The following is an 18,168-nucleotide window of genomic DNA, read 5'->3' on the forward strand; positions in this document are numbered from 1 at the left end:
TCGTGGTTCAGTAAGAATCGGCCTAACTCACTATTGGACAAAAGCTTGTTAGAGGACTTAGCCCAATGCAATCGAGCCTGATGAGAAAAAGTATCTGAAGCCTTAAACGTTTTGCGTGCTTTTCTGAGATTTTTCCCATGCCTTTTCTAACTCTGAAACTAGCATAATTTGAGAGAATACCTTACTGTCAGTTTCATCACGGAGCTTTGCAAAGTGTTCATCCCCAGTAAGTAAATAATCGGCGTAATAACTATACAGAGCATGCATACAGTCATGCACAAGCCCTCGACTTTTACAATTTTCCATCGAAACTTGTGCTTTAGCCATTAGCGCCATTTCAAGTAACGGACCACCAACCATTAAAGATGGGTACTTACTAAGGATATAGTCAAATCGCTCGACAGGATCTAGGTCTGGATGTGACTCCCAAAACTGCCTCAATGGTTCATTTTGTAATTCAAAACCAATACAAATGAAGAAGAAAACGAAAATGAGAGCTATCTTAAATTCAACTTCATACTCAATGACCATTGTTTCAGAGAGCTCCAGCTTCTCTGATGTATTGAGCATAGCAAGATGGAACATATCTTTTTCATAGTCGTAAGTGCCATCTTTCTTACTGCACATACCCTCAATGATTCGCTTAAATTTCTTCGACAACTGTCTATGAGCTGCCGTAGCATCTTTCAATGCCTCCAAATCGATAGGTATCGTTAAGTCGAGGCGCTGATGGATATTTTCCCATGTATTGCCCATATCGAGAGAGGTGAATGGTTGTTTCCGAAAAAGCGATTTATCCGTTTTAGGGCATCCAGCCCCAATATAGTCAATTAGGATTTCTGTAGGGGATTTCAGTAGCTTCGAGCCACAGTTAAATTGAGCCCAATAAATTAGCTCATCTCGACGCTTTTCATTTGAGTTAAGTAATACTTCCCATAGGGTGACTGGTGACAAATAAAGCTCCATATCAAGATACTTTTTAGCACTTGTAATCAAGTTTGCATCTTTAGCTCTGTCTGCAAGGAAATTTAATCCTGATGTATCCAAATACAATTGTCTATTCATATAATCTCCGAAGTGTGAATAGCCACCACATCACTAGACGCTAGTTAGCCTTCTTTCATATTGCTTTTCATACTCTACAGGCGACAGTTGATTATTGGAACCATGTCTTCGATTCACGTTGTAGAACATTTCGATATACTCGAAGATATCAGTTCGAGCATCCTCTCTCGTTGAGTAGATCTTTCGCTTAACTCTTTCTCTTTTTAAGAGTTGGAAAAAGCTTTCTGCGACAGCATTATCATGGCAGTTCCCACGACGACTCATACTTCCTTCCAATCCATGTTGCTTTAAAAATGAACTCCAGTCATGGCTTGTATATTGGCTACCCTGGTCTGAATGCACTAGCACATTGTTTATCGGAGAGCGCCGCCAAATCGCCATCAGAAGAGCGTCTAATGCGAGCTCTTTGGTCATTCTGCTCTTCATAGACCAACCAATCACCCTGCGTGAATATAAGTCTACGACCACAGCAAGATAGAGCCAGCCCTCATGAGTTTTGATGTAAGTAATATCGGTTACCCAAGATTGATTTGGAGCTTGTGGATTGAAGTTTCTATCCAATTTGTTTGGGGTAACAATGTCCTCAGACCCCGCTCTGGCTCTTGGCTTTCGGTACCCTCTTTGGGATTGCAGTCCTTCTCGTTTCATCAAATGATGAATTTGATTGACACCACAAGTTTCGCCCTTATCTCGCAAGTCACAATGTATCTTTCGATACCCATAAACACAGCCAGATTCGAGCCAAAATTGCTTAATTAGTCCGAGAAGATACTTACGTCGCCTTTCTTGTTTGCATTCTGGATGCTTCAACCATGCGTAAAAACCACTTGGATGGACGTCAAGCACGCTGCACATTCGTCGTACAGCCCAGGTAGGCATATTGGCTTTGATAAAGGCATACCTCAGTCGGACTGACTTGCGAAGTACACCGCGGCTTTTTTTAGGATGTCACGCTCTTCAGTCATCCGTTGCAATTCTTTTTTTAGTCGACGGATCTCTGCGTTTTCATCGGACTTGGTTTGATGAAGAGAAGAGTCTGGGCCATACCGTTTGATCCAGGCATAGAGACTATGAGTAGTTGTCCCTAAACGAGCGGCAACTTCAGCCACACTGTGACCTTTTTCAGTCACTTGCTTAACGGCTTCAATTTTAAATTCTTCAGGATATCTTTTACTGTTCATAAGCACCTCTTGGTTAGTTATTTTGTCTAACTAAAAGGCGTCTATCAAGTCAGTGGCTATTCAGTTTTCGCTGCTTTAGTAAGAAAGATAACGGTGTAGTGGCTGAGTGAATTTGGCCACTCAATTAGAGGTTTAGCAATACCTGAAGTAATCCTTTAAATGCTAATTTAGCAAAATTGCTGACTCATTTATGTCCAATTTTGAGTTCAGACACCAGCAGCTCGATGTATGATTTTGCGTTCACAAACTGGCAGGTGGGTAAGATCTAGTATGGGTTACTACATTTTAAGTCACGTTACATAGATTGCGACTAGATCGTCCGGCTAATAGTGTTTCAGCCAACAACACCTTCAGCAACAGGACGTTCCAACCTACACCACTTCACTTGCAAAATCGCTGATAAGCTACATAACAATCCCCCCTTCTTTGAATCACGGAAAGGCTTTTCGCAATGTACGCGCCTAAAACTGATGCTTACAGTTTGAACTTCATTTAATGTAAGTTACCGAATTCGAAAGGCCTGAGCATTTCTCATAATGTAAGCTAAAATGAAAAGTAATAGCTATATTTAACAATATAGGAAACAGCGTCACATCGAAGCTCAGAAAAGACTAGTTTTACAAAATCTGAAATAACAGGAATTTGGGTCCCAGAATCAGACTACCGAAGCCGCGTTTCTAGTGTCGCTGGGTGGAATATCGAAAATGGTACGAACAACCTACTACTAGAGCTACCGAGGGCTGATTGATACCAACGCCTGCAATACCATTTTGTAGTAAATTTAAATACTTTAGAGGCTCAAAAATGTCTATTAAAACTTGGGGTAGGTGTCAAGTTTGTCTACTTTTTGAATACTTCAGTACAGCTGTTGACAACTAAAAATTAAGATTGTGACTACTTTAATTAAGTACGTGACCGCAATGAAGATTGTGACTTAAGAGCTTATTTAAAAAGCGAACCGTATAGGTTCGCTTTTTTACATTTAAGTACAAAGATAATAAACGTTCATTGTGGCAGAGTATTTAAAAGTACTCTGAATAGTAACCCGGCATATGCCCGCGACTATGTTAATTTAACCTAACTCATTTATGGACATAAGTGCGTTAGTGCAGTTAATCTAAAACTCTTCTGTCGGATAAGAGTAAGTAAGGTGACTTTGAGATTGCATGCCAAGAAAAAGTTTCGTGTTCTCGTTGCTCCATATACTAAAGTACAATGCCAAGTACTTCCGCGAAATCCAAAGGAGCTTAAAAAATGCCAGGAATGAATTTCTTATTAAGAAATCGCGTAATTAGGGCAAGTTCAACTCGCTAGAAGGGTGAAATAATTAAGATAATATACGTCGCATAAACCCTTTATAGTTATTTATAAAAGCCTTCATATTCTGAAATTGAGATGTTTCTTCATAGCTTAGTTCTTGATATCCTATTTCACTCAGTTCGTAAATATTGGCATGAGGGTAAGAAAGAAGTATAGGCGAATGGGTACAAATAATCATTTGAGATCCATGTTTAGCTAATTCATCAATACGTGATAACAAAGCCAACTGATAATTAAATGACAATGCTGATTCAGGCTCATCAAATAGATAAAATCCATGGCCTGAAAGTTTGTTATTAAAGATGGAAAAAGCTGCTTCTCCATGAGAACGCTGGGACATGGAACCATTATACCCATCAAGATAGCCTACTTCATCTATATACTTAGACAACTGATTCAAGCTTTCTGCCCTAAAGTAATACCACTCCTTTGGTGTACTAAATGTTCTTGTTATTTTGATGCTTTCTTTCAAACTCGATAAATCACTGTCGGCCGCGTCGGATACTGTGTTTTTAGTACCACCAAGAGTATTGAAACCTAAATTAGCTGCTATAGCCTCTAGTAAAGTAGATTTACCTACTCCATTCTCACCTGTAATGAATGTAACCTCGGATTTAAAGTGTAAGTCATCTATATTTCTAATTGAAGGAATATTGTAAGGGTAGTTGTCAGCGCTGCTTTCTTTTGTTATCGTAATGTTACTGACGTATATTTTTTTTGAGTGCATAGGATATGATTGGTCCACATGAGGGGATAGAGCTGGAATTAATGCTCTCTGGTAAAAAGAAATTAGCTTTTTTTCCACAAAAAGAAACATATCAAGCTTTTCCATCCGCGGTTAAGTCGGGAAAGGTCTTTCTTTTACCTTTTTACCACGAAGGTGATTGCTATCAAATATTTTACACTGCAGGAAATAAAGATAAAGCACTTACCTTAAAAAAGTTGATTTTAAAGCAGTATACAGTCCGCTCTATAGATGACGAAATAATGATTGGTAAGCTACTTGGTTATGACAGTGAAGATATTGAGCACTACGTGGAAGCAGTGCTCAAAAAGACTATGTGAAAATATTACTGTGCTTTCTTATAGCAGTCAGGACAAGCCTTTGCACTTGACGACCCTCCATGCTTTGCACCACATGTTTGGCAGGTGTACCTTGGACTAGAGGCTGCATCGGCTACGCTCATTAGCGGAGCTTGGAAAGCTATTATAGATAGGGTTACAACTAACATGTTTTTAAGTTTTTTCATCAAAAATATCCTTATATAATAATCACTAAATCAGTTTTTGGCTTCCTTGCTTTGAGCTATAATCATAAAAAGTCAAAGGGAAACGCAAGGGCTAGAATAGCAATTTGTGAGTGGTTTGTAGTCTCAGATATGAAACCAGGTGCGCACTCTGCTTCTTTTGACGATAAAAGCCTATTATCTAAATACTTACCTTGACTCTAAACATTAATTGCTTTTTATACGCCCGAACAAGCACCTCGCTTGAAATAGCAAAATCAAGCGCTAAATCATTTCGGGGCATAAATGAGTTACTGAATCGCTTTTTATGCTGCTTGGCTGTGTAGCTTGATCAACTGCCTAAGTGCATATGTTACGTAGAAGGGCTTTTTATCTAGAAGCTCAAAATACGTTCCATGATAGAGCATTGCCCTCTGAGCTAATCCAATGGACATTAGCTCTTTGGCTGAGCCAAACCTAGCTTCACCGTAAGCCGCAAGCTGATACTCTAGGCTCAGCCTTTCAATAAAGTCGTTTGTGGTTTCTATTTGAATACCGAGCTGTTTACGATCCGGTGTTAGCCACCACAGAAAAAATCCAAGATCACATACCGGATTGCCGATGTGTGCTTCTCTCCAGTCAAACCAGCGAACATCTTCGTCACTGTCTACTAAAACGTTTCTAGCGTGACTGTCGCCATGGCAGATGCTCAAAGTAGAAACGTCAAAAGGTGAATTTTTAAAGGATTGAGCGATATGGTCGGATATCTCTATCAGCTTTTGCTGGTCTAACTCGCTGATGTCCCAGTACTCCATTGCTGATTTGGACAAAACGAAGTCTCTAAAGTCATCAACAGAAAACGTGCTTACGGGTAGAGTTTGAAAATCTTGCGCCGTCAATTTCAAAAGATGTAAACGAGCTAGCGAAGTCATGGCTTGGAACCAATGCTTCTTTTGCCGCGCATTAAACACTTCACTACCAGCACAACGTGAAAGTAGCCAGTTGTTGCCACTAGATGCCCCGGCAATATCAATCGTGCTCGCCCCAAGGCGATTAGCAATATGTATAGTTTTTTTTATCTCACAGCCCAGTACCTCATCAGTTTTGAAGAAGAGAGTCTGAGATGGAGAAAGAACCTTTACCACCTTGCCAAATGGTGTCTTGCTAATGCTATCGAAACTCAACGATTCAGTTGGCAGATCTAGCATCTCTGATACCCACGACTTCTCAATTGCTTTCATTCACACCCCTTTAAAACTTCATATCGCCGATCATATAGACGGGAATAAAGCCTTGCCGTTTGCCCCATGCATCAGCTTTTCTAATGCGATTATGGTACAAGTGTAAGTATGCTTCTGTCGAGGCTGACGCAGTTTGGGGCATTTCTGAGCTAGAAGTGTCCGCCCTGAGAAAAACGTCTACGCGACAACCCAGTTGGGCACCATAGCAATATTTCCATTGATAAGTGGCTTCGGGCTTGTTCAACACTTGGTTTAAGTGCTGGCTGCGCAGCGTTTAAACCTTATTTGTTATGAGTATGATTTAAATGGTGTGAGGTCTATACCCTCTATGTCGCAAACCGCTTTAATAGTTGGATTCGAGCAAAGACGTTTCATATACGCTGCTAGGTGTTCAAACTTAAGTGGTGACTTCTCAATTGGCAACGACCATTCCGCAAGCATAAACAAAAAGTAGTCACATGCTGTTAAGGTGTCACCTATCAAGTATTCATGACGCTCTAACTGGTCGTTGATAATTGACAATGCATCAGCAATTCTTTCGTCCTGAGCCGCTATAACATTTGGAATGGTCGCTTCATCGTTAGTGTGGCGATGAGGGTAGTAGCGAACCATGAGCTCCGCTTGCAACGTATTATTAAGAAACGCGAGCCATTGGTAAAACAGAGGACGAGTCGGCTCACCTAACGATGGCATTAAATCTGATTCAGGGTGCAATTCGCAGATGTGTATGCAGATAGCTGGACTTTCGAAGATTGGCTGGTCATTAACAACTAAGGTCGGTATGCGCCCAGCTGGGTTAAGCTTAAGATAATCCGCTGATTTTTGAGAGTTTAATTTTTTATCAACTAACAACAGCTCATAGTCTGCTTTTAAATGATGAAGCAAAAAATGAGGAGCTAGACTCGCGTTATTTGGATAGTAATAAAGCTTGAACAAAGTTGCCCCCTTGTCTCTAAAGTTGCGGATACTCATAACATTTATCTTAGTAGGTGCACCGTTTAACCGAGACGTAGCTGTCGCGGCTGAACACTCAGTGTTACTAGTCCTGTTAACTCGCTACGGTATAGGGTAACCTTATATCTACAAAGACTTATTTTGTCACCTCCCTAAAAATAAGATGCTCGTCACAGGTTATTTCAGACATTAAAACAGAGCTAGGTCTTGCGGATCGCCGACTAGCTTCTTTTATGCGACTGTGGCGATAGAATATCCTTGTTGCTAACGGTGCTAACACACAATGGGGAAAAAGTTCTTCAGACTGAAATTCGCATCAGGCAGAGGCAAAGTTAGGGCCTTTAGGAGTAGTTGCAAATTCTGCAACTACGAAAGATTCCTGGCTAGTTGCTTAATGAGCAGTATCAGATGCCTCGCACACACTGATACTGCTAAAATGGAGCGTTTGGCTCAATGTATCAACTATTAGACGTTAAACTGGCTTAACCTGATTATGACTCTGAACAGCTCGAGCTTGCTGTACAAAACGTTTCATCAATATCGAAACCAGAAGCGCGAGAACGAAGGTTCCGGCAAAGATGTAAAGGGTCAATTCATAACTCCCCGTCGCCGTTCGGACATATGCCGCAATCTGTGGGCCGGCTAAGCCCGCTAAAGCCCACGCAGTAAGTACGTAGCCATGGACAGCTCCCAACTCTTTAGTACCAAAAAGGTCACCGATATAGGCAGGAAGAGTGGCAAAGCCACCGCCATAACACGTCAAAATGGCGTATAGCACAACTTGGAACATCAGCACACTGGTGATGTTAGGTAATGCATAAAAGGCCACAATCTGTAGCACAAAGAATATGGTATAAGTATTGGGTCGTCCTAAATAGTCGGATGCTGAAGCCCACGCAATACGCCCAAGTCCATTAAATAGAGACATCAAACCCACCACACCGGCGGCTTCAGCCGGGCTTAAGCCTATGCTTTCCTGCGCTAAAGGCGAAGCAGCATAGATCACTGCGATACCGCAGCTAATGTTAATGAACATCATCGTCCATAGGCCCCAAAACTGGGGTGTTTTTACCGCTTCATTGGCGGTGCTTTGACTCAAATCGGCAACGACTTCTTTTTCACCCGCATCGACTGCCGCTTTCATTGCCTCGGGCATCCATCCCTCTGGTGGTCGTTGTAGATAGTTAGCAGATACCATCATGATCACCAGATAACCAACCCCGGTAATAAACCAGGTATAGGCAATACCATTGCCTTCAACCGTGAACAACTCGATAATATAGTTAAACACCGGGCCACCAACCATTGCACCAAACCCAAAGCCCATGATAGCAAGGCCTGTGGCCATGCCTCGATGATCGGGAAACCACTTCACCAATGTTGAAACCGGAGTAATATAACCGATGCCCAGTCCAATACCTCCCAACACACCGTAACCAACCCAGATCACGTAGAGATTTTGGATTAATGCACCAAAACCAGCCAACAGTAAGCCACTTCCAAAAAAGGCCGCTGCGAGCATGCCAGAGGTGCGTGGACCACGCTTTTCAACAAAACGCCCCATGACTGCAGCTGACAGCCCTAAGAAGAAGATAGCAAAGCTAAAAGTCCATGCGATCTGATTATTTGATGCGCCTTCAAGTAACTGCCCTAGAGGTTTTTTAAACACACTAAATGCGTAGACCGAGCCAATGGAAGCGTGTACACCAATCGCTGATGCGGCGATGAGCCAACGGTTTTTCATGTCCCTACCTCATGCAATATTGACTATGAAATAGGCTACACGATGTTGCGCAATTGTTTCTTGATGTGTATCAATTGATATGCAGTAGTTAACACCTTGTTTCGCGGGCAATCTTTTGGAGCACTTTTAAGCGATGTTGTAATCTACGTCTGATTTATTGCGGCCAGCTCAGTATCGTCAATAGCCGGTGTTTGCATATAAAAAGGATGAGCAACTCGCTCATCCTAGGAGGGATACCACTCTTACATTGAGCTTTGCGTCAGTTAACCCGTACTTCGGTAATAGTTAAGATTAAGTCTATCTTCAGTGCCCAAGCGAGCGACTATCGAGAGCCCTTACTTTAATGCCATGCAGTACCATTGGAGAAAAGCTGGACAGCATTGCGTGATGAATTACCGCAATTACGCTTTATAGCGACAACTGATAAGCACAAATATTCACTGCACTCGCCAAATTCAACGAATCAATCTTCCCACTTCCCGCAATTGTAAACGGCTGCGCATTACAGTCTGCGAGTGCTTGCTTTGGCACACCACGGGCCTCATTGCCAAACAAATAACAATCGTAATCCGCAAACTGTGGTGAGTTAACTTTATCGCCTCGCATATCAAGGTACGCAAAGCGCTTAAAGCGTTGGTTGAGGTCTTCAAGCTCCACACCTTGCTCGATTGGAAGATGGAAAATCGCGCCCATGCTTGAACGAACAACTTTTGGGTTGAACGGATCAACACTGTTGTGGCTCATGAGCAAGCGGAACTGCCCAAACCACGCGAGGCTGCGCAAAATGGTGCCGAGGTTACCGGGGTCTTGTACTTCATGGAGATAGATACAACGCTCGCCTTTTTGCAGCGGTTGGCTCGCTGGTGCGGTTGGCAGCGGGACACAGGCAATGATGCCTTGTGGGGTTTTCGTGTCGCTGAGTCCTGCCATGCTTTTTTTGCTGATGGTGGTGATGGTGTAGGAGTGCTTAAGCTGCCCTACCCACTCTTGGTACTCTTCGGTCACATACAAAATAGTGTTTTTTAGGTAAGGCTGAGACTGGGCGGCTTTGTCGAGCTCGAGTATTAGGTGCTCACCTTCGACTAAATAGTGACCAAACTGCTCACGATATTTTTTTTGATGCAGCTTCTTTGCGTTGTCCAGTTTCATTTATTGTGCCTTACCTTGAATGTCGCGCCAGATTGTACCTTGTTGATTGGCAAAATGTCACCATTAGTGCGCTGCAGAGATTGGCAAAACAAAACGACGCGATTACAATAGCGCTCCCTTTATTCCGCGAAGATGGCGAAGATCCTATGGCACGTTCTAAAACCAGCAAAAAATGGCTCGATGAACACGTAAACGACCCTTATGTAAAGAAAGCTCAAATTGATGGCTATCGTTCGCGTGCAAGTTACAAGCTAATAGAGATCAATGAAAAAGATCAGCTGATTAAGCCAGGTGATATCGCGATGGATCTGGGTTCTGCGCCGGGTGGTTGGTCACAAATTGTGGCGCCTATGGTGGGAGACCACGGTAAAGTGATCGCGTCTGACATATTGCCGATGGATGGCATTGTTGGGGTGACCTTTATCCAAGGCGACTTCACTGACGAAGCGGTGTATGAACGTATTTTGGAAACCATCGACGGTGAAGGGGTCGACGTGGTGATTTCGGATATGGCACCCAACATGAGTGGCGTGAAAACCACCGACCAATACAGCTCTATGTATTTGGTCGAGCTGGCGCTGGATATGGCGCGTAATGTGTTAAAGCCAGGCGGTAATTTCTGTGCCAAGGTGTTTCAGGGTGTTGGCTACGAAGAGTATGTAAAAGACGTTCGCAGCTCTTTTAATAAAGTGATCATTCGCAAACCTGCGGCATCACGTCCTCGTTCACGTGAGGTGTATATCGTCGGTAAAGGCTTTAAAGGCTAGCGCGTCCAATGACTCCCTTTTGCAAATTGGCGAAGGGGAGGCGGTTCACTTACCGAGTAATACCACTCTACCTAACTGTCTGTTCAGATTACTGTTTGGCCGTTGTTGTTAGCGCCACTGCCTGTTGAGAAGTGGCGTCATAGGCTGCTACTTTTCAAGCATTGAGAGCTTATTCTCTACCCCATTCCACTTGTCGGCGTCCTCGGGTGGTTCTATCATCTCGGTAATATTTGGCCACTTCTTACTTAGCTCGTCATTGAGCTCGATAAAATGGATCTGATCGTCCGGTATATCGGTATCTTGGCAAATGGCATTCGCGGGACATTCAGGCTCACACAACGAGCAATCGATACAGATATCGGGGTCGATCACTAAAAAGTTAGGGCCTTCAAAAAATGCATCGACTGGGCACACGGCAACACAGTCGGAATACTTGCATTTGATGCAGTTCTCGGTCACTACAAAAGTCATTTATACGCTAATTCTTCTTCAATCATTTACTGTGGCGTAAGTTTAAAGTAGAACCCTCAAAACACAAGTTTCTTTAGGGGCAATATGGTGTAAAATCCAGCCACTAATTTCGAAGTATCGATCTTATCCTGCCCTGACGGAGAGGCCGTCCGGCAATATTAAAGAGTAATTTACCTATGCTACGTTTAACCGACATCAAACTGCCCCTAGATCACGATGAGCAAGCGCTCGAAAACGCCATCTTGGAAAAACTAAACATCAAAAAAGCGCAATTGTTGTCCTTTACCATGTTCAAACGTGGCTACGATGCCCGCAACAACAAAAACATCCAGCTTATTTACACATTGGATATCGACGTCGAGAACCAACAGCAGCTACTTGAGCAATTTGCCGATGATCATCGAGTCAAAGAAACGCCTGACATGAGCTACAAATTTGTCGCCAAAGCGCCAGAAAACCTAGAAGAGCGACCAGTGGTGATCGGTTTTGGCCCTTGTGGACTGTTTTCTGCACTTGTTCTGGCGCAAATGGGCTTTAAGCCAATTGTTCTTGAGCGTGGCAAAGCGGTACGTGAGCGTACCAAAGACACGTTTGGCTTTTGGCGTAAGCAGCCGCTTAATACCGAGTCCAATGTACAGTTTGGTGAAGGCGGTGCGGGCACGTTCTCAGATGGTAAACTGTACACTCAAATCAAAGATCCAAACTTTTACGGCCGTAAGGTAATCAAAGAATTTGTGGAAGCCGGCGCACCTCAAGAGATCGAATACGTGAGTAAGCCGCACATCGGTACTTTTAAACTGGTGGGCATGATTGAAAAAATGCGCGCCAAGATCATTGAGTTGGGCGGTGAAATTCGCTTTAGTACTCGTGTTGATAAGTTCGACTTAGTCGACAACCAAGTACAAGGTCTACACCTTTCAACGGGTGAGTATCTAAAGAGTAAACACGTGATCTTGGCTGTTGGCCACAGTGCGCGTGACACCTTTGCCGAACTGCATGAGCAAGGCGTGTATATTGAACCAAAGCCGTTTTCTGTGGGCTTTCGTATTGAACACGAGCAAAGCGCGATCGACCGTTGTCGCTTTGGTGACAACGCTGGGCACCCTCTTTTGGGCGCAGCCGACTACAAGTTAGTCCACCACTGCAAAAACGGTCGCAGCGTATACAGTTTTTGTATGTGCCCAGGCGGCACTGTTGTGGCAGCAACGTCCGAAGAAGGGCGTGTTGTCACTAACGGCATGAGCCAATACTCGCGCCATGAGCGCAACGCAAACAGCGCCATTGTCGTCGGAATCTCTCCAGAAGAAGACTACCCAGGCCACCCATTAGCGGGCATCGAATTGCAACGTAAGCTCGAAGCGTTAGCCTTTAAAGAAGGCGGTGAAAACTACCATGCTCCGGCTCAGCTTATTGGAGACTTCCTTGCAGGCAAATCAAGTAAAGAGATTGGCGACGTTCAGCCTTCTTACACGCCAGGTATCACCCTTGCCGATCTAAGCAAAGTCGTTCCAGATTACGTTACCGAAGCCATTCGCGAGGCTATTCCTGCGTTTGAGAAGAAGATTAAAGGCTTTTCAAAACCTGATGGCATGCTAACTGGTGTTGAAACTCGTACTTCTTCACCTATCTGCATCAAGCGTGGCAAAGACTACCAAAGCATCAATACCCCTGGCCTATATCCTGCGGGTGAAGGTGCGGGTTATGCGGGTGGTATTCTTTCTGCGGGGATCGACGGCATCAAAGTGGCCGAAGCCGTTGCACTTGCCATGACTGAGCAAGCGTAAGTACGCACCAGAATATAGATATTAAAGCCTTATCCTTGGGCACCCTTTATACAATGGGGTGTTCAGGGGTAGTGGCACGATTAATACTTATTTTGACAAGCTATCTCGTCATAGCTTGAGCTTACACCGTTTATTATAGTCGCCTGATATTGTTTGTATTTTTCAACCCGCTGAGGCGTGTTCATCGTATAAAGAATCAAGCTATCGACGATGCTTCCCGCTTTTTCGACATCTTGCATAGACTCCACAAAACAATATAGATGGGATACGTAATCCTGATGATTTTTTTGTAATGTGGGTTGGCTGTCGAGGCTTCTCTCAGGGCCTGTTTCAAGGTCAGTTTCAAGGCTAACTTGCAGCGACACCGCCAATCGATTTAGCGCTTTTTGCTGAGAATCATTTAGATCTATAGTCCCTAAGTAACGCTCAATATCGTCCCTTATACCATTGCCGTCAGTATCTATGCCTGCGAGAGTCGGAGAGTTATCTTGCTCAAACTCAGGTAAAGGATTGCTGGGATACAAGGAAAAGCGGCATCCACTTACTAGCAGTAACAACATACCCGTCATCAAAAAGCGTTTAGCGTTTTTCATAGAAAATATAAGTCTCGTCGTTCAAGTAGTCGAAAAAAATTAGACAATTTATCGCTTAATCGTCTCATTTGACGTCGCGATTGTTGTGTGTTTTTAGCGCTCGCCTTATAAACAAAGCTCACTCAAACAGGACACTAATCTCTGGCTCAATCGCATCCTGCAAGTGTGAAGAGTGATTAAAATACTCAAAATCCCACTCATTTTCAAAGACCAACTTGGTCACCCCTGTATGGGTCATATCGTGTCCAAAGGATTTACCAATAAGCTGCTTTAGCAAATAGAGGATAAAGCATCCGTGCGCCACAATTAACACTGTTTCCCCATCGGCTATGCGCAAAAGATGAGTTTCAATAAAGCGCAGCACACGTTGTTTCTGCAGTTTAAATTCTTCAATGTCTGTGTTGCCTAAGTTTTTACCTATGCACTCACAATACAACTCTCTAATATCGGCAAGCTCAAAAAGCGCATTCGACGCAATATTAAGTTGAGCAAAGGTTTCTTTAGCTCGCAAGTAGTCGCTGGTGTAGCTGCGATCGATGGAGATTGAGTCAAACACCGTGTTTAACTTAATGGATTGTTCAATACCCCGTTGGGTGAGCGGCTTGTCGTATTCATTTATCGCGGAGTAACTTACCTGCTCAATTCTGTCGTCTCCCGCTTCACCATGCCTAACCAAATACAGTGTTTTCATTCGCATCTCTACTCATTGTGGTTTTTCTCATATTGATGTGCGTTACCAACGCTCTCGCACCTTAGATTATCATCGCGCTATTTAGGGACAATTGACGAGCAAAAGCTTGAATGCTTTCAATATTTCAGCCACAACGTGTCACCTTTGAGACCGTAATAAGGGAACACTTCTTTATCTTAAGTTTGCAACACAGACCAGTAATCCGTTCGCGTAGTATGAATGAAGGTGTAATTGGTGATTATTTGCAGCGTAAAGCAAAGCGGAGTTTAGGCTAAAAGGATGAGCAAACGTAAACGCGTTTTAGTGATTGGCGAAGATTCGAGGAGCTTTCTTAGCTCAATTCGTTCGCTGGCTAAAAATGAGTATGAGGTCCATGCCATTTCGCTCAATGCGCAGTCTATTGCACTGCGCAGCCAATACCTTCACGCCTTTAAATGCGTCAGTCAACTAGCCAACACGGAGTCTGCGTGGTCACATGCCATCACGCAATACGTTACCGAACACGCCATTGAGCTGATTTTTCCGTGTGATGAGCGAGCGATTTTCCCGTTGCTTGAATTACGAAAATCTCACCAAGACTTCCCACCTTGCGCCATCGTTAACGAAGATGCGTTCTACGTCTTTTTGGACAAGTGGAAAACTAAATCTGTTGCCATGGAATGTGATGTTCCCGTGGCAGATGCACACCATGTTGATAATTCATCACAGATAGACCTTGAAGCCATTGAGCTGCCTGTTGTGTTTAAGCCGCTGCAATCCTACCGCGAAGACGACATTCACAACCGTGGTAAGGTCGCAATAGTGCGCAATACCGAACAACTAAAAACGTTATTAGACGGACAGCATCAGCCTTTTATTCTAGAGCAATATTTTGAAGGCACAGGTGAAGGCCTGTCCGTGTTTGCTATTGAGGGCGTGGTCAAAACCGCGTTTGCTCATCAGCGGCTTTGGGAGTCCGCCGACGGGGGTGGCAGCTCCTACCGTAAAAGTGTCGAGGTCGACCCCGCGCAGCTTGAAGCCGTTAAAAAGCTGTGTGCAAAGACCCACATGACCGGTCTGGCGATGTTTGAATTTAAAAGAAACCTCAATAATGGCAAATGGATCCTCATCGAAGTAAATGCTCGTGTATGGGGCTCAATTCCATTGGCCGTGCAATCAGGAATCGACTTTCCAAGCTACTTTGCCAACTACTTGACCGAACCTCAAAGTGTTCACAGCGATTTGTATCCCAAAGACTATCGTGTCGATCAATACGCTCGTAATCTTACGTCTGACTTTAATATGGTAAGAAGTCAGTTTCAGGGCATTCGTCGACGCAAAGGCATACTAAAAGCGTTTAAGTTTTTAGCAGTTAGAACCTTTGAAGCAAGAAGAATGCTGGTAGGTAAAGAGCGAATAGACAGCTTCGAGTTGAAGGACACAAAACCTTTTTTTGCTGAATTGATGGGTATCGTTAAGCTGATTAGCTCGTTCATCAACCGGAAAGTACCGCAGCTTAGGCTTTTTTACCGCCCATTTGTACGCGCAACCTTACGTAAAAAACTAGGGAATGGTTACTACAACTCGATCTACTTCTTATGTTACGGGAACATCGTGCGCAGCTCATTCGCAGAGTTCGACTTAAAAAAGAAACTGACCGAAGACACTACGTTATCTATTCACTCTGTAGGTATCCATGATCCAACTGGACGTCAGTCCCCCGATATGTTTATCGAGGCCGCCAAGCAGTTTGATGTGGATTTGGCGCCGCACAGATCTAAACATATCCGAGATTTTCAACTTACCGATAGAGACTTGGTTTTGTTTTTTGATGAGAAAAATCAACTGTTTTTTGAACAAAACTTGGCTCCGGCAGAAGGCGTTAACATGACAGATTTGGTTGGCCCTTTGTGGTTTGGCCGAGCCAATATTGACGATCCGTATGGCAAAACCACCCAAGACGCTAATGACAGCTATAGCATGATTAACGCCGCTGTCGAGCGACTCTACAACGATATTAGTCGATAGGTACCACAATGGAATGTGCGGTAGTCATTCACACAGAAGAAGAGTTTGATTGGAATGGTGGGTTTAATCGTTTCAATGATAATGTCTCGCATCACACACAGTTCACAACTACGGTTAAACAGCTTGTCGACATTGGAGCAAAGGTCACGTTGGCGCTTGATTACGCGTTTATAAATAACCTACAAGGTCGTCAGGCCATAGAAGAACTGGTCGGGTTAGCCTCTCCAAACATCGAATTTGCCAGTCACCTGCACCCTTGGGTCACTCCGCCGTTTAGTGAGTCAGACTCCGAAGGCAACGTGGATGAGTACCACACCTTTGCTGGAAACTTGGCGCGCGACCTTGAGTTTGCCAAACTAAAGACACTGACAGACGCTATTGAAGCATTAACCCATCACGCACCGACAACTTATTTGGCGGGTCGCTATGGCATTGGCAAAAACACCTACGAGATTTTGCACGCCTTGGGCTACAAAACAGACATCAGTCCGAGCGCATTCAGTGACTTTACCTCAATAGGTGGCCCAGATTTCTCGTCTACAACCAACGGACACTACATCAAACAAGGGATAGAAGTATTCCCTCATAGCAGCGCCTTCTTGTCTGTGGTTGCGCCACTGGCGAACTACCTCAATAAAAAGCCTGAGCTGTTTGCCCGCATTCAAAGCTCACCACCACTTAAGCTGTTGGGTAAAATAGCACGGCTAAAAAAATTACGCTTTAGCCCAGAAGGTGTTCCCATCTACGAACTAAAACGCATCTATTCGAGATTGCAGCAAACGGGCCATCAACACCTCATTTTGTCACTGCATTCTTCCAGCTTAAAATCAGGGTTAACTCCCTACTCAACCGGTAATACGGCTGCCGATATTGGTGAAAGTACTGTTGAGATCATGACTTGGCTACTTAATAACAATAAAGTAACCCCTAGTCTGGTTTCGGAGTTTTCTAGGTTAGAGAAGGCGAACAATGACTAACGTTTCGATAATTATCCCAACTAAAAACAGGGTTGGTCTATTTAGCAAAGCCTTGGATTCCGCACTCACCCAAAGCTACCCGCATACTGAAATTATCGTGGTTGACGATGGAAGCTCGCCCGATGTCCAACGCCAATATCAACAGTTGATCGCCACACACCCAGATAAGATTCAATACTTTCACTTGATAGAAAAACGCAACGGTCACGGTCCAAACTATTGCAGAAACTACGGCGTGGCTCAGGCAACAGGAGAGTATGTCGCGTTTCTTGACGATGACGACTATTGGACAGACCCACACTATCTATCAAATGTGGTGCGCGATCTAGAGCAATACCCTTCTAGTGTGGATGTCATCTACTCGAATCAAATCGCATATGAACCTAACGGGACATTGAAAGAGGCCGTGATTTGGATTGAAGACATAGCCAAAACATTTCAATGGAGTGACACTCAACCTATCAACGTTGATCAACTGCTTACCAGTAACGGATTTGCGCACATGAACTGCACATTTATGCGTCGTGACTTTTTCTTGCAGGTGGGTGGGATGGATGAATCTCTCGCTTACGAAGGGGATAGAGATTTTTACTACCGAAGTATCGACCAAGCCGTCTCGATATTGTACAACCCAGCCATAGTATCAAGGCACAACATTCCTGATCGAGGTAAAGCAGACAACGTTTCTACGGCGGTAAACGCGGTTGGAAAGATCCTTAACCGCCTCTGCTACATTGAGAAGAACATCACCAATGTAAAACACCTTCAAATTAGGCAGCGGTTTATTCAAGCTAAAGTATACGAATACAAACACTTAGCTAGTATCATGAAACAGCAACAGTCATACAAACTGGCCAGCATTTACGCTAATCAAGCACTGGCCAATCAGTTCACCCTAAAGTGGTCGCTTTATGCGGTGTACTTGTCGGTGCTGGCATTAATAAAGCGCTAAATATTCTGCTTTGCACAATGGGCTTACTCGTGCTCTAGCGGCATTA

At 43.8% G+C, this 18,168-nt stretch carries 16 protein-coding genes; 6 read left to right on the plus strand and 10 right to left on the minus strand.

Translation table 11 applies throughout. The features are described 5' to 3' along the window. Positions 1–102: 102 nt before the first annotated feature. From ST37_RS16545 to ST37_RS16555, 3 genes are all read right to left on the minus strand, one after another. The gene (locus tag ST37_RS16545) at positions 103–1,065 is read right to left on the minus strand and encodes a hypothetical protein (protein WP_084888446.1); all 963 of its coding nucleotides are present in this window, start codon (positions 1,063–1,065) and stop codon (positions 103–105) included. 33 nt (positions 1,066–1,098) lie between these two features. Next, positions 1,099–2,246, minus strand: a protein-coding gene (locus ST37_RS16550) for an IS3 family transposase (protein WP_143698234.1) whose coding sequence is annotated in 2 segments (ribosomal slippage) — positions 1,099–2,009 and positions 2,009–2,246 — 1,149 coding nt in all. Because the reading frame shifts where the segments join, the coding sequence is not laid out codon by codon here. A 1,327-nt stretch (positions 2,247–3,573) separates the two neighbouring features. Next, on the minus strand, positions 3,574–4,293 hold the full coding sequence (locus ST37_RS16555; protein ID WP_084888449.1) for an AAA family ATPase: 720 nt from the start codon (positions 4,291–4,293) through the stop codon (positions 3,574–3,576). A gap of 5 nt (positions 4,294–4,298) precedes the next feature. Here ST37_RS16555 and ST37_RS16560 point away from each other — a divergent pair, with 5 nt between their 5' ends. Then, positions 4,299–4,631 carry a hypothetical protein gene (locus ST37_RS16560; protein WP_084888450.1) on the plus strand — a complete coding sequence of 111 codons (333 nt, stop codon included), beginning with the start codon at positions 4,299–4,301 and terminating at the stop codon, positions 4,629–4,631. A gap of 487 nt (positions 4,632–5,118) precedes the next feature. On the opposite strand, the gene ST37_RS16565 is transcribed toward ST37_RS16560, so the two are convergent. The 4 genes from ST37_RS16565 to ST37_RS16580 all read right to left on the minus strand — a co-directional run bounded on the left by ST37_RS16565 (position 5,119) and on the right by ST37_RS16580 (position 9,880). Beyond that, on the minus strand, positions 5,119–6,033 hold the full coding sequence (locus ST37_RS16565; RefSeq protein ID WP_084888452.1) for a phosphotransferase: 915 nt from the start codon (positions 6,031–6,033) through the stop codon (positions 5,119–5,121). Between the two features lie 288 nt (positions 6,034–6,321). After that, entirely contained in the window at positions 6,322–6,969 is a 648-nt protein-coding gene (locus ST37_RS16570) for a glutathione S-transferase (RefSeq protein WP_084888743.1), read from the minus strand. 490 nt (positions 6,970–7,459) lie between these two features. Beyond that, positions 7,460–8,731, minus strand: coding sequence for an OFA family MFS transporter (locus tag ST37_RS16575; RefSeq protein WP_084888454.1), 1,272 nt, complete (start codon positions 8,729–8,731; stop codon positions 7,460–7,462). Positions 8,732–9,139: 408 nt separating this feature from the next. Next, the gene (locus tag ST37_RS16580) at positions 9,140–9,880 is read right to left on the minus strand and encodes an RNA methyltransferase (RefSeq protein ID WP_084888456.1); all 741 of its coding nucleotides are present in this window, start codon (positions 9,878–9,880) and stop codon (positions 9,140–9,142) included. A gap of 146 nt (positions 9,881–10,026) precedes the next feature. Between ST37_RS16580 and rlmE the strand changes: the two genes are divergently transcribed. Continuing rightward, complete coding sequence (gene rlmE / locus ST37_RS16585) at positions 10,027–10,647, plus strand: 23S rRNA (uridine(2552)-2'-O)-methyltransferase RlmE (protein ID WP_084888745.1); 621 nt, start codon at positions 10,027–10,029, stop codon at positions 10,645–10,647. A 147-nt stretch (positions 10,648–10,794) separates the two neighbouring features. On the opposite strand, the gene fdxA is transcribed toward rlmE, so the two are convergent. Then, positions 10,795–11,118, minus strand: a complete 324-nt coding sequence (fdxA, locus tag ST37_RS16590) for a ferredoxin FdxA (protein ID WP_084888458.1) — start codon at positions 11,116–11,118, stop codon at positions 10,795–10,797. 176 nt (positions 11,119–11,294) lie between these two features. Here fdxA and ST37_RS16595 point away from each other — a divergent pair, with 176 nt between their 5' ends. Beyond that, positions 11,295–12,902, plus strand: a complete 1,608-nt coding sequence (locus ST37_RS16595) for an NAD(P)/FAD-dependent oxidoreductase (RefSeq protein ID WP_084888460.1) — start codon at positions 11,295–11,297, stop codon at positions 12,900–12,902. A gap of 80 nt (positions 12,903–12,982) precedes the next feature. Here the strand turns inward: ST37_RS16595 and ST37_RS16600 are convergent, their stop codons facing one another. Together ST37_RS16600 and ST37_RS16605 are read right to left on the minus strand one after the other, a co-directional pair. Next, complete coding sequence (locus ST37_RS16600) at positions 12,983–13,495, minus strand: hypothetical protein (RefSeq protein WP_143698235.1); 513 nt, start codon at positions 13,493–13,495, stop codon at positions 12,983–12,985. A 118-nt stretch (positions 13,496–13,613) separates the two neighbouring features. Beyond that, complete coding sequence (locus tag ST37_RS16605; RefSeq protein ID WP_172401021.1) at positions 13,614–14,186, minus strand: phosphoglycerate mutase family protein; 573 nt, start codon at positions 14,184–14,186, stop codon at positions 13,614–13,616. A 279-nt stretch (positions 14,187–14,465) separates the two neighbouring features. Here ST37_RS16605 and ST37_RS16610 point away from each other — a divergent pair, with 279 nt between their 5' ends. From ST37_RS16610 to ST37_RS16620, 3 genes are read left to right on the plus strand one after another with little or no spacing between them, the layout of a single operon-like run. After that, entirely contained in the window at positions 14,466–16,193 is a 1,728-nt protein-coding gene (locus tag ST37_RS16610; RefSeq protein ID WP_084888466.1) for an ATP-grasp domain-containing protein, read from the plus strand. A gap of 8 nt (positions 16,194–16,201) precedes the next feature. Beyond that, on the plus strand, positions 16,202–17,170 hold the full coding sequence (locus tag ST37_RS16615) for a hypothetical protein (RefSeq protein ID WP_084888468.1): 969 nt from the start codon (positions 16,202–16,204) through the stop codon (positions 17,168–17,170). Then, a complete protein-coding gene (locus ST37_RS16620) occupies positions 17,163–18,122 on the plus strand; it encodes a glycosyltransferase family 2 protein (protein ID WP_084888470.1) in 960 nt (319 codons plus the stop codon). Before ST37_RS16615 ends, ST37_RS16620 begins: the two co-directional genes overlap by 8 nt. Positions 18,123–18,168: the final 46 nt, after the last annotated feature.

The sequence above is a fragment of the Vibrio sp. qd031 genome, assembly GCF_002100145.1.
GTDB lineage: Bacteria > Pseudomonadota > Gammaproteobacteria > Enterobacterales > Vibrionaceae > Vibrio.

Coding starts and splice junctions, on each gene's coding strand:
- ST37_RS16545 (WP_084888446.1), bottom strand. CDS start 1,065: ATGAATAGACAATTGTATTTGGATACATCAGGATTAAATTTCCTTGCA.
- ST37_RS16555 (WP_084888449.1), bottom strand. CDS start 4,293: ATGCACTCAAAAAAAATATACGTCAGTAACATTACGATAACAAAAGAA.
- ST37_RS16560 (WP_084888450.1), top strand. CDS start 4,299: ATGATTGGTCCACATGAGGGGATAGAGCTGGAATTAATGCTCTCTGGT.
- ST37_RS16565 (WP_084888452.1), bottom strand. CDS start 6,033: ATGAAAGCAATTGAGAAGTCGTGGGTATCAGAGATGCTAGATCTGCCA.
- ST37_RS16575 (WP_084888454.1), bottom strand. CDS start 8,731: ATGAAAAACCGTTGGCTCATCGCCGCATCAGCGATTGGTGTACACGCT.
- ST37_RS16580 (WP_084888456.1), bottom strand. CDS start 9,880: ATGAAACTGGACAACGCAAAGAAGCTGCATCAAAAAAAATATCGTGAG.
- rlmE (WP_084888745.1), top strand. CDS start 10,027: ATGGCACGTTCTAAAACCAGCAAAAAATGGCTCGATGAACACGTAAAC.
- fdxA (WP_084888458.1), bottom strand. CDS start 11,118: ATGACTTTTGTAGTGACCGAGAACTGCATCAAATGCAAGTATTCCGAC.
- ST37_RS16595 (WP_084888460.1), top strand. CDS start 11,295: ATGCTACGTTTAACCGACATCAAACTGCCCCTAGATCACGATGAGCAA.
- ST37_RS16600 (WP_143698235.1), bottom strand. CDS start 13,495: ATGAAAAACGCTAAACGCTTTTTGATGACGGGTATGTTGTTACTGCTA.
- ST37_RS16605 (WP_172401021.1), bottom strand. CDS start 14,186: ATGAAAACACTGTATTTGGTTAGGCATGGTGAAGCGGGAGACGACAGA.
- ST37_RS16610 (WP_084888466.1), top strand. CDS start 14,466: ATGAGCAAACGTAAACGCGTTTTAGTGATTGGCGAAGATTCGAGGAGC.
- ST37_RS16615 (WP_084888468.1), top strand. CDS start 16,202: ATGGAATGTGCGGTAGTCATTCACACAGAAGAAGAGTTTGATTGGAAT.
- ST37_RS16620 (WP_084888470.1), top strand. CDS start 17,163: ATGACTAACGTTTCGATAATTATCCCAACTAAAAACAGGGTTGGTCTA.